At 62.7% G+C, this 11,245-nt stretch carries 12 protein-coding genes and 1 pseudogene; 1 reads left to right on the top strand and 12 read right to left on the bottom strand.

Annotated elements, in window-relative coordinates:
* The 7 genes and pseudogenes from JFU58_RS04140 to JFU58_RS04110 all read right to left on the bottom strand — a co-directional run.
* A pseudogene (locus JFU58_RS04140) lies at positions 1-967 on the bottom strand (type IV secretion protein Rhs); the annotation flags it as partial.
* A 174-nt stretch (positions 968-1,141) separates the two neighbouring features.
* Entirely contained in the window at positions 1,142-1,903 is a 762-nt protein-coding gene (locus JFU58_RS04135; RefSeq protein ID WP_201139898.1) for an SDR family oxidoreductase, read from the bottom strand.
* Positions 1,896-2,696, bottom strand: a complete 801-nt coding sequence (locus tag JFU58_RS04130; protein WP_201139897.1) for an SDR family NAD(P)-dependent oxidoreductase — start codon at positions 2,694-2,696, stop codon at positions 1,896-1,898. The genes JFU58_RS04135 and JFU58_RS04130 overlap by 8 nt, the downstream gene beginning before the upstream one ends.
* A complete protein-coding gene (locus tag JFU58_RS04125) occupies positions 2,689-3,510 on the bottom strand; it encodes a molybdenum cofactor biosynthesis F family protein (RefSeq protein WP_201139896.1) in 822 nt (273 codons plus the stop codon). The genes JFU58_RS04130 and JFU58_RS04125 overlap by 8 nt, the downstream gene beginning before the upstream one ends.
* 86 nt (positions 3,511-3,596) lie before the next feature.
* Positions 3,597-4,256 carry a helix-turn-helix transcriptional regulator gene (locus JFU58_RS04120; RefSeq protein ID WP_201139895.1) on the bottom strand — a complete coding sequence of 220 codons (660 nt, stop codon included), beginning with the start codon at positions 4,254-4,256 and terminating at the stop codon, positions 3,597-3,599.
* Positions 4,257-4,307: 51 nt separating this feature from the next.
* Positions 4,308-4,673, bottom strand: a complete 366-nt coding sequence (locus tag JFU58_RS04115; protein WP_003209872.1) for a cupin domain-containing protein — start codon at positions 4,671-4,673, stop codon at positions 4,308-4,310.
* 121 nt (positions 4,674-4,794) lie between these two features.
* Positions 4,795-6,093 (bottom strand): NAD(P)/FAD-dependent oxidoreductase, encoded by a 1,299-nt coding sequence (locus JFU58_RS04110; protein ID WP_063031561.1) that lies wholly within the window; start codon positions 6,091-6,093, stop codon positions 4,795-4,797.
* Positions 6,094-6,288: 195 nt separating this feature from the next.
* Between JFU58_RS04110 and hpaR the strand changes: the two genes are divergently transcribed.
* Positions 6,289-6,711: a homoprotocatechuate degradation operon regulator HpaR gene (gene hpaR, locus JFU58_RS04105; RefSeq protein ID WP_003209875.1), complete on the top strand. Its 423-nt coding sequence runs from the start codon at positions 6,289-6,291 to the stop codon at positions 6,709-6,711.
* A gap of 142 nt (positions 6,712-6,853) precedes the next feature.
* Here hpaR and hpaI read toward each other — a convergent pair whose 3' ends face one another.
* From hpaI to hpaD, 5 genes are all read right to left on the bottom strand, one after another.
* Positions 6,854-7,654: a 4-hydroxy-2-oxoheptanedioate aldolase gene (hpaI, locus tag JFU58_RS04100; RefSeq protein ID WP_201139894.1), complete on the bottom strand. Its 801-nt coding sequence runs from the start codon at positions 7,652-7,654 to the stop codon at positions 6,854-6,856.
* An 18-nt stretch (positions 7,655-7,672) separates the two neighbouring features.
* The gene (gene hpaH, locus JFU58_RS04095) at positions 7,673-8,476 is read right to left on the bottom strand and encodes a 2-oxo-hept-4-ene-1,7-dioate hydratase (RefSeq protein WP_063031557.1); all 804 of its coding nucleotides are present in this window, start codon (positions 8,474-8,476) and stop codon (positions 7,673-7,675) included.
* 10 nt (positions 8,477-8,486) lie between these two features.
* Entirely contained in the window at positions 8,487-9,791 is a 1,305-nt protein-coding gene (locus JFU58_RS04090; protein ID WP_063031555.1) for an MFS transporter, read from the bottom strand.
* A 51-nt stretch (positions 9,792-9,842) separates the two neighbouring features.
* Positions 9,843-10,235 (bottom strand): 5-carboxymethyl-2-hydroxymuconate Delta-isomerase, encoded by a 393-nt coding sequence (locus JFU58_RS04085; protein WP_201139893.1) that lies wholly within the window; start codon positions 10,233-10,235, stop codon positions 9,843-9,845.
* Positions 10,236-10,377: 142 nt separating this feature from the next.
* A complete protein-coding gene (gene hpaD / locus JFU58_RS04080) occupies positions 10,378-11,235 on the bottom strand; it encodes a 3,4-dihydroxyphenylacetate 2,3-dioxygenase (RefSeq protein WP_201139892.1) in 858 nt (285 codons plus the stop codon).
* Positions 11,236-11,245 lie beyond the last annotated feature (10 nt).

Below are 11,245 nucleotides of genomic sequence, written 5' to 3'. Positions count from 1 at the left end.
TCTCCAACCACTCCCGTGCCTGCCCGGACTTGACCTTGCCCAGCACCTGCGCACCCAAGCGCACCGCCACACCCATGCCACCGGTAGCCCATAGCAACAGCAGGTTGAGCAGCACCTCGGTGGTGATTTCCCCGAGCAACTCAAGCATGTAATGCGGTGGCAGCATGCGCATCCAACTGACCATTGCGGACAGGTAGATGAACAGCAGTGGCTCATCGCTGAGGATCAACAACCCTTTGGCAATCGCCTCATTACTGAGCTTCAGCAGCGCTTCAAGCTCGGCCTGGGAGAGGTACTGCAGCAGCTTTTCGCTGTTGGGCCTGATATCTGCCAGCCACTGGTAGAGCTGCGCAATACCGTCCCACAGACCGTAAAGCACGTTGCCAAATCCTTGCGCGTACGCCTGTTGCAGCGAGGTGTAGCGATCGACAAAGCCGGCCTTGGAATAGCTCTCCCATATCGGCTTGAACGTGCTCGTCCATTCGCCACGCAAGCGGCCTTCCAGCGAGCTGATCTCGGACTGATAGGAGGCATACAGCGCCTTGATGTGGTCCCTGGAAACGTTGGGGTAAAAGCTGACCCGGTACTGCCGGTCTACGGTGCACTCTGTGACTTCGAGAATGCCGCTGGGGCCGATGGTCTTATGGATGGGGTCGCCGAGGGGGCCACCGTCTTGCGCGACTTCCTGCAGCATTACCGGCGTATTGCCGATGGGCACGAACCGCGTGCTCTGGAACATATGTACCAGGGTCAATGGCGCGTTGGCCTTGCAGGTCGCGACGGTGCTGCTGGGATACAGGGAACGGGTGATGGGTGCGACCAGCGAAACCTCATCCCCCACCTTGAACACCTGCTCGACGTCCAGTGCCGAGAAGCTCCAGAAGCTCTCGGCCCAGGCGTCGTAGGTGTTCAGGCAGTGTGTGAAGTCGTTGAGAACCCCATCGACGTCGCGTGTCTTCGGGTCCATCGCCGCCACGACCAGAAAGCCTATGGCGGGAATCAAGAGGCAGCCCCTTCGGGCTGGGTGTTAATCGAAAATGACATCGGCGTTCCCTCGCACTGTGTGATCAGGCGAGGGACTTTGCAGCGGTTCTCAAGGCGGGGGAGTAGAGGTTATCCGGCCGTTCGGTAGGACGTTTCGTTAAACCTCCGGCAAGGTCGAGCCGCCGTCCACCACCAGCGTTTGCCCGGTGATGTAACCCGCCAGGTCCGATGCCAGAAAGAGCATCGCCCCGGCAATATCCGCTGGGGCACCCAACCGTCCCAGCGGCACCCGGCTGGCGATTTGTGCGTTCATCTGGTCATCCCCCAGGTTGCCCATGGCCGGGGTGGCGATCATGCCGGGCTCCACCCCGTTGACTCGCACATTCAATCCGGCCAGCTCCAGCGCGGCGTTGCGAATGAACCCGTTAACCCCGGCCTTCGACGCCGCATAGTGACTCAGGCCCGGAAATGCCACCCTCGGCCCTGTGACTGACGATGTGACCAGCACGCAGCCCCGGCTCTGGCGGCGGAACATCGGTAACGCCGCCTGGGTCAGCCAGAACAACGCCGAGAGATTGACCGCCAAGGTGCGGTCGAGCATCGACGGGGTGATTTCGGCAAAGCGCGTCAGCGGAAAATACCCGGCGTTATGCACCAGAATATCCAGCCGCCCCCAACTTTGTTCCACCCCGGCAATCAGCGCGAAAACCGCAGCCGCATCCGCCAGATCCACCGTCACCGCTTCCACCTGGAAGCCGCGTTCGCACAGCTCCAGCGCGAGCGCCTCTGCCAGTTGAAGATCGGCGATCATCACCCGCGCACCCCGCAGGGCAAAGGCTTCGACGATGGCCCGGCCAATGCCCTGGGCACCACCTGTGACCAATACGTTGCGGCCAGTGAAGTCCAGGTCTTCATTCATCACGTTGCTCCAGATGCGAATAGGCCAACGTCGGCACATCGACGATGCTCGACCCCCCGTCCGCCACCAGCGTGGCCCCGGTAATGATCGACGCTTCACTGGAGGCCAGGAAGCGGCACACCCTGGCGATTTCTTCAGCACTGGCGGGCCGGCGCAACGGCACATCGGCGCACACACGGTCATAGGCGTGTTGCAGCGTCTCACCGTAAAAATCCATCAACGGTCGCATCTCCTCATCCGCCATCGGCGTGCGCACCCAGCCCGGGCATACCGCATTTACCCGCACTCCGCGCGGGCCGTAATCCCGGGCCAGCGAACGGTTGAGCCCGAGCAACGCATGTTTGGCCGTGGTGTAGCCGCACACTTCGGGCCCGGCAGCCAGTGAGGCAATTGAACCCATCAGCACAATGTTCCCGCCACTTTCCAGCAGCAGCGGCAGACACGCCCGCGCGCTATAAAACGCGCTGTCGAGGTTGCTGCGCAGCGCCGCTTCCCAGGTCTGCGGGCTGGTGTCGGTGGCGCTGCCCAGGCCATGGCCGCCCGCACAGGCCAGCAGCACATCGATCCGGCCGAAGCGCTGGCGAATCTGCTCCACAAAGCCCGCCCACGTGACAGGGCAGGCTGCATCACCCACCAGCACCAACCCCCCGGTTTCCCCCGCGACCTGCTCCAGCGGCTCGCGACGACGGCCGATCAGCACCACATGCGCACCCTCGGCGGCGTACAGCCGGGCGCACGCGGCACCGATGCCCGTGCCGGCCCCGGTGATCACAATCGTGCGCGGCTCAGTCATCGGGATGCTCCGTGCGATTGAGCACCTGGCAGTAGGAGCTGATGGGGAAGTTCGACAGCTCATCGAACGACGCCCCGGCATAGCCAAAGATCTTGCCGTCGCTGCGGTGCTGTTGCAGGTCGATCAGCACCAGGCCGAGGGTGGGGATGATTTTTTCGCGCCAGACGAACAGGTACAGCTGGTCGGCGATCTTGTAGTAGTGGCAGCGGTCGGTGTCGCACAGGCCTTGCTCGACGCCCTTGAGGCATTGCCAGGCGTAGAACTGGTGGTTGAGGTAGATGTGCTCGTAGACCTCGCTCGGGCTGTAGCGGTACTGGTTGCGCAGGCCGATCAGTTCGGTGGTGGGCGCGTGGGGGCAGTGGCCGGCTTGCCAGGGGCGGTCGAGGCTGCCGTGGAGGAATTCCACTTCCACCGACGTCAGCGGCTTGCCGGCCAGGGCGCGGCTGTAGAGGCCTTCGCGGGTTTGTTCCTGGGTGGGCAGGCGCCCGAGCACGGCGGTGAACGAGGCGCTCGCGGTGTCGAGCACCAGGCTGACCGACCAGGCTTGGGCACCTTCGCGTTTGATGAAATCCACCAGGTACAAGCCGGGGCGCACCGAGGTCGCGCGGTAGGTTGCGCTGCCGCTGGAGTGACCGTCGGCCGCGACCCAGGACAGGCTGTTGCGCTCGAAGCGATGCTCGATCTGCCAGCCATTGGCGAAGTACAGCGTAAAGGTCTTGCCGCTCAGGTCCGCCAGGTTTGGCAGGATGAACGCCTCGGGGGCGAAGCCGTCGGCCAGGGCGCCCACGGTGATCCAGTCAGAAGGTGTGGTCATTTGCGATGCTCCGGTTGGGTGGATGAACACCTCGGATCATCGCGCCCGGGAGCATGGCCGACCATCAACCGGATGGTTGAGGCGTGCTACAGGAACAGGCTGCCCACCAGTTCGGTGCGGCTGCTGACGCCGGTCTTGCGAAACAGGTTGATCAGGTGGGTCTTGATGGTGGGCAGGCCGACGTCCAGCTCCCGGGCCAGCTGTTTGTTGCTGGCACCCTGGCGCAACAACAGGGCGATCTGGCGCTCCTTGGGCGTGAGGTTGGCCAATGCATCTTCAGCGGGCTGCATATTGGCCACGGCCAGCTGCAACAAGGTTTGCAGGGCGTTCAACTGAGCCAGTTGCTCGCCGGTAAAGGCGCCTTGATCGGCGGTGCGCAACAACGAAATCGCCGCCTGGGGTTGGCCGTCACGCTGGGCGAGGATCTCCACCACATCCACCACGCCATAGCGCCGCAGAAAATCCCCATAGCGCCGGGTATCCCGCGCCGGCTGGCGGGCCATGGCAAAGCCCAGCGGCACCACTGCCAGGCCACTGGACAGGCAGTTGCGCGGTTGCAACGGGTCGAATTGGCGATAGTTGTCGAGGTAGTCGCGGTGCATTTCGCCGCTCATGCCGTGCAACTGGAAATCCCGGGCTTGCAGCTGGCGGTCGACGCAATAGAACGCGGCCTGGCTGACCGGAATCAAGCGGGTGAAAGCCCGCAGGCACTGGCCGGCGACTTCGTGGGCGGGGAGAGCGTGCATGGGGGGCACCTGCGCTAAAAGGCTACCGACGGGGGCCGGCAGCCGGGGCCATCACACCACGGCGAAGTAGTGTTTGACGAAACTTTCGCTGACCACTTCCCACAGCACCGGGGTGCCCTTGGTCACGAACCAGCTGTCACCGGCCTTGTAGCGGGTGCTCTGGCCGGTGGATTCGTCGGTGAGCACCACTTCGCCGGTGACCACGGTGGCTTGTTCGGCAAACGGGTAGACCATGCGGAACTTGCCCTGGGTGGTGCCGAAATAGGCGCTGCTGACCGGGTCGGTGGGGGCACCAAAGGTCATTTTGCCGAAGGCCCGGACTTCGCCTTCGAGGATGGTCGAACCGAGGTCGGCGACGGTGCCCCAGGCGTCGAGTTCGGATAGCTGGATGTCTTTCTTGAGGGTAACGAGGGTCATGGCAGTTGCTCCTGATGATGAAAAATAGGAGGGGAATGGGGGCGCTGGCGTCCTGGATGAACGCGGCGCCTTTGGGTTTTTCGCGAGCAAGCTCGCTCCTACAGGTGTCAGGTGTGGGGTTTTAGCGGCGGCCGTTCCAATAACCGGAGAGCTGGTGCCAGGACTTGCCGGCGGTGAGCAGCAGCGGGCGGATCGCGTCTTTGCCGATGATGGTCGGGCGGTGGATCGAGCTGACCAGGTCATACCGCGCCGAGCCTTCGCTCATGCCTTCGGCCAGCACCTTGCAGATGATGTGGCTCGGCGTCACGCCGAAGCCTGAATAGCCCTGCACATAGAACGCGTTGCTGCGCCCGGGCAAGGTGCCGATCTGCGGGAACAGGTTCGGGCTGCAGGCCATCGGGCCGCCCCAGGCCAGGTCGATCTTCACGTCCTTGAGGTACGGGAAGATCTTCAGCATCAGGTTGCGGTTCCAGGCTTTCAAATCGCCGGGAATGTGCTCCACCAACGGTGTGGCGGCGCCGAACAGCAGGCGGTTTTCGTGGGTGACGCGGTAGTAGTCGATCACCGGGCGAATGTCGCTGTAGGCCCCGCGAATCGGGCTGATACGGTTGATCAGTTCTTCGGACAACGGCTCGGTCATCATCTGGAACGCGTAGGTGTTGATGGTCGAACGGTGCAGTTCCGGTTCCAGCTTGTTGAGGAAACTGTCGCAGGCCCACAGCAGCTTGCTGGCCTTGACCGAACCGCGGCCGGTGCGCACGGTGATGCGTTCGCCGTAGCTGACTTCCAGCGCCGGGCTGTTCTCGAAAATCTGCACGCCGTGGCCGGCCAGGGCCTTGGCTTCGCCCAGCAGCAGGTTCAACGAGTGCACATGCCCGCCGCCCATGTGCAGCAGGGCGCTGCTGTAGGCGTCGGAGCCGATGATCTGCTTCACGTCGGACCCGCCAAGGAAGCGGATCTCATGTTGGGTGTTGATGGACTTGAAGTCTTTTTCCCAGGCGCGCAGGGTCTTTTCCTGGCGGGCGTTGAAGCCCATGTAGCCGTAGCCGTGGCAGAAATCGGCATCGATGTCGTACTTGGCGATGCGATTCTTGATGATGTCGGCGCCCAGGTCGCTGATCTCGAAGATCTGGCGCAGGCCGTCTTCACCCACGTCCTTTTTGATCTTTTCCAGGTCGTGGCCGATGCCGGCCATGATCTGCCCACCGTTGCGCCCGGTGCCGCCAAAACCCAGGTAACGCGCTTCCAGCACGACGATGTTGGTGATGCCTTTCTCGGCGAGTTCCAGGGCGGTGTTGATCCCGGAAAAGCCGCCACCGATGATCACCACGTCGGCTTCCACGTCCTGTTCCAGGGTGGGAAAGCTGAGGTTGTATTTCTTGGTCGCCGTGTAATAGGTCGGCGTTTCGATATTGATCATTGCGCTGCCTGACAGTGAAGAGCTAATGAGTGTATTAAGGCCGTTGGCGCGCTGGATGTCTTGATTCTGTGTGCCGGGCTTTTTGATCCTGCGCGCCAGAGCTTTCGCCGGCTTCACAAGTTATAGCGTGCGGCGGGGAGGAGAGTGTTAGAGTTTCGTTAAAACATTAACTAAATCTATCGTGACGCTGAGCCTATGTTGAAACCCAGACAATCCCTGACCTTGACCCTGTTGCAGGCCCGTGAAGCGGCCATGAGTTTTTTTCGGCCGTCGCTGAATGAACATGGGCTGACCGAACAGCAATGGCGGGTTATTCGAATTCTCAGCCAGCATGACGAGCTGGAGATTTACCAACTGGCGGAACTGGCATGCATTCTCAAACCGAGCATGACCGGCGTGCTGGTGCGCATGGAGGCGGCGGGCATGGTGCACCGGCGCAAGGCCGAGCAGGATCAGCGGCGGGTGCTGGTGACGCTGGCGGAGAAGGGCAAGGCCAGTTTCGAGTCGATGAGCCAGTGTATGGAGGAGAATTACCAGCGGTTGCAGGAGCAGTTTGGGGAGGAGAAGTTGCAGGTGTTGCTGGGGTTGCTGGATGAGTTGAAAACCATCAAGCGTTGAATCACGGTAGATGAGTAACAGGTGATCAAAATGTGGGAGCTGGCTTGCCTGCGATGCAGGCGCCTGGGGGTGTCAGGTACACCGAGGTGATGCTATCGCAGGCAAGCCAGCTCCCACAGTTGATCTCTGTTGTTTGACGGGGTTAGTACACGCCGCCGGTAGTGGCTGGTGCCGCATTGTCTTTGAACTTCGCAGCCAACCCCTGCAACCCGCGCATCAACACCGTCGTATCCACCCCCACCGCCACAAACACCGCCCCCAACTCGATATACCGCCGCGCCAGTTTCTCATCCGCACTCAAGATCCCCGCCGCCTTGCCAGCCTGTTGAATCCTGACGATGGCGTCCTCAATCGCCGCCTGCACCTCGGGATGCCCGGGATTCCCCCGATGCCCCATGGCCGCACTCAAATCCGCCGGCCCGATAAACACCCCGTCCACCCCTTCAACCGCCGCAATCGCGTCCAGGTTGTCCAGGCCTTCACGGTTCTCGATCTGCACCAGCAGGCACATCTGCGCATCCGCTTCATCCAGATAACCCGGAATGCTGTTCCAGCGCGAAGCCCGTGCCAGCGCACTGCCAACGCCCCGTACGCCAAAGGGCGGATAACGCACGGCCCGCACTAACTGCTGAGCCTGTTCAGCCGTCTCCACCATCGGCACCAACAGCGTCTGCACGCCGATATCCAGCACCTGCTTGATCAACGCCGTATCGCCGATCACTGGGCGAATAACCGGTTGGCTGTCATAAGCCGCGACGGCCTGCAACTGGCCGAGCATGCCGCGCAGGTCATTGGGTGCGTGCTCGCCGTCGATCAGCAGCCAGTCGAACCCGGCATTCGCCGCCAGTTCGGCGCAATAGGTGTCAGCCAAACCGAGCCACAGGCCGATCTGGGTTTCGCCACGTTGCAGGCGCTGCTTGAAGCGGTTGATGGGCATGTCCATGAAACAGTCCTCCAGTAGTCAGACAAAGCGGCAGGAGATGGAACCGAGCATGTCGTAGTCGACATGGAAGGTGTCGCCCGGATTCGCCGCCACCGGGCGGGTAAAGGAGCCGCCGAGGATGATCTGGCCGGGTTGCAAGGTCACGTCGTACGGCGCCAGTTTGTTCGCCAGCCACGCCACGCCCTTGGCCGGGTGGTTGAGCACGGCAGCCGACACCCCGGACTCCTCGATCACCCCGTTGCGGTACAGCACAGCGGGCACCTTGCGCAGGTCGATCTCGGTGGGGCGTACGGCGCGGCCGCCCATCACCACGCCGGCATTGGCGGCGTTGTCGGAAATGGTGTCGAACACCTTGCGCGTGGCGTTGGTGTGCGGATCGATCTGTTGGATACGCGCGTCGATGATTTCCAGGGCCGGGATCACCCATTCAGTGGCGTCCAACACGTCGAAGATCGTGCAGTTCGGCCCCTTGAGCGGCTTGCCGAGGATGAACGCCAGCTCCACTTCCACCCTTGGCACGATGAAGCGCTCGAACGGGATGTCGGTGCCTTCTTCGAAGAACATGTCATCGAGCAGGGCGCCGTAATCCGGCTCGGTGATGTTCGACGACACCTGCATCGCCCGGGAGGTGAGGCCGATCTTGTGCCCGACCAGCTTGCGCCCGTCCTTGATTTTCTGGGCCACCCAGGCGCGCTGGATGGCATAGGCATCGTCAATCGTGATGTTCGGGTGTTCCAGGGAAAACTGGCGCACCTGTTCACGGGAACGCTCAGCCTGGTCGAGGCGGGCGGCGGCTTGCTGGATGTGGGCTTGATCAAGCATGACAAACTCTCTACTGGGGATTGACGATGGCAGCGTGGGTGCGCAGCACCAGCAGGCCGCCGAGGGCGATGAGCAGCGCCAGCACATACAGGGCCAGGCTCGCGCTTTGGGTGGTGTCGCGCATCCAACCGATCAGGTACGGCGCGAGGAACGAGGCGATACTGCCGAACGAGCTGATCAGCGCGATGCCGGCCGCCTGGGTGCTGTTGGACAGGAACGCCGGCGGCAGTTGCCAGAACATCGGCAGCGCAGCGCTGGCGCCCATGCCGGCCAGGATCAGACCGCCCAGCACCAGGGTCGGATTGGTGGGCGAGAGCCCGGCCACTGCGATGCCGATGGCCGACATCAACAACGGCACGCACAGGTGCCAGCGGCGCTCGCGGTTGCGGTCGGATGAGCGCCCGCAGCCGATCATGAAGAAGCACCCGGCCAGGTACGGCACGGCGCTCAGCAGGCCCACCTGGCTGTCGCGGCCGATGCCGGCGCCGTGGATCAGGGTGGGCATCCAGAACGCCAGGGTGTTCACCGCCAGCATCACCGCGAAGTACACCGCCACCAGCAGCCATACCTGCGGGTCACGCAGGATGCCGCCGAAGGAGGTGATGGATTTGCGCTGTTCTTCACTGCTCAATTGCTCGCGCAGCTGTTGCTTTTGCGCCGGTTCCAGCCACTTCACGGTTTCGAAGCTGTCGGGCAGGTATTTCAGAACCACCAGACCGAGCAGCACCACCGGGGCGCCTTCGATCAGGAACATCCACTGCCAGCCACGCAGTCCGCCGAAATCATGGAAGTGCTCCAGGATCGCACCGGACAACGGGCCGCCGACCACACCGGCCATGGGCACGGCAATCGCAAACAGCGCGGTGACTTGCGCCCGGCGCCGGGCCGGGTACCAGCGGTTGAGAAACACCAGGATCCCCGGGAAGAAGCCGGCTTCGGCCACCCCCAGCAGAAAGCGCAGCACGTAGAAGCCGGTGGAGCTTTCGATCCACAGCATGCTGGTGGACAGCACGCCCCACACCACCATCAGGCAGGCGATCCAACGCCGTGGCCCGACCCGGTCCAGGGCCATGTTGCTCGGCACGCCGAACAGCGCGTAGGCGATGAAAAACAGGCCGGCACCGAGGCCGTACACCGTGTCGCTGAAGTGCAGGTCGGTACTCATCTGCATCTTGGCGAAGCCGATGTTGATCCGGTCCAGGTGGGCAAACAGGTAGCAGATCAGCAGCAACGGCATCAGTCGCCAGGTGACGATGCTGTGGGTGCGCTGATGTTCGATCAGGGTGGTGCTGTCGGCGGTATTGGCTGTGCTCATGATGTTGTTCTTTTTTGTTTGAGTGGCCATGGGCGGAAAGGTGGGCTGTGGTCAGCCCGCCTGGTTCTTCAGGAATGCGTGCACGTTGTTCTGCTTGAAATTCAGCTCGGGGTGCAGCTCGATCATCTCGAACGACAACGCCAGCAACCGCTGGGATTGCAGCGCGGCGAAGTGTTCGGTGATGACCTTGAACAGGGCTTCGGCCACCGTTTTTCGGGTTTCCAGGTCGCGCCCGTGGCCGACCTTGAGGGTCATGTGGACGAAGGCGTAGTCATGCTTGCCGTCGGCCATGCGCCAGGTGTCCAGGCGCACCCCGCGACTGCGAATGCCCCCCAGGGGAAACACGCCGCTGTCCCCCAGCACGGCGTGTACCTGCTCGAACAGGGCCGGCAGGTTGGCTTGCTGCTCGAGGTTGTCGGTGTATTCGGCGATGAAGTGCGGCATGTGTATCTCCTCTTAGGGTGAGGTGCAGCGAGTTCCTTGTGGGAGCTGGCTTGCCTGCGATGGCATCAACTCGGTGAGACAGATACACCGAGGTGCCTGCATCGCAGGCAAGCCAGCTCCTACAGGTGATCTTCACCAAGGCTCATAAAGGGAAAATGGCATTGATCTGGCCGGTGCCCGAGCTGCCGAACGGCTGGGTGATGATCTCGGCCGGCTGGTTGTAGTCCGGCCCGCCCAGCAGCCCCAGGAGCATCGCGGTGTCGTGCATCTTGCCTTCGCCGAAGCAGTGCTCGGCGTAGTCCGGCAGCATCGCGCAGAACTCCTTGAAGCGGCCTTGCTTCCACATCTCCACCACGTGCAGGTCCATCTGCTTGTCGAATTCACGGGTCCAGTTGTGGATATTGGCTTCGGCTTCGCGGTCGTCCGAGAAACGGTGGGAGAGGGAACCCGAGGCCAGCACCAGGACTTTGCGGTCGCTTTTCTCGATCGCCCGGCGCACGGCGGCGCCGAACGCGAAGCTGTCTTCCAGCCGGTGCCAGGCGCACCAGGCGGCGATGGAGATCACGTCGAACTTCTGCGCGTCCGGCACGCCCATGTGCATGTAGCGCATCGGCACCAGGGTGCCGTATTCCAGCTCCAGGCTCGGGATGTTGTGGGCCATGGTGCGCACGCCGGCCAGGCTGGCCTCGGCGGCGATCAACTCGCCCAGCTCCGGGCAGCCCGGGTACTCGTACTCCATGTTCTTGATGAAGTGCGGCAGCTCGTTGCTGGTGTAGGTGCCCTTGAAATGCTCGCCGCAGTTGACGTGATAGCCGCTGTTGACCAGCCAGTGCACGTCGAACACCACGGCGGTGTCGGCCCCCAGTTCACGGGCGCGCCGCCCGATTTCCTTGTGCCCGGCGATGGCTGCTTCGCGGCAACCTTGGTGCTTGCCGGGCAGTTCCGACAGGTACATTGAGGGAACGTGGCAGATCTTCGCGGCCAGGACGACTTCGCCCATGATGATTCTC

This window comes from Pseudomonas sp. TH34 (assembly GCF_016650865.1).
Taxonomy (GTDB): Bacteria; Pseudomonadota; Gammaproteobacteria; order Pseudomonadales; family Pseudomonadaceae; genus Aquipseudomonas; species Aquipseudomonas yamanorum.
The sequence above is the reverse complement of the archived record's forward strand: the minus strand, read 5'-3'. Positions and strand labels throughout refer to the sequence as shown.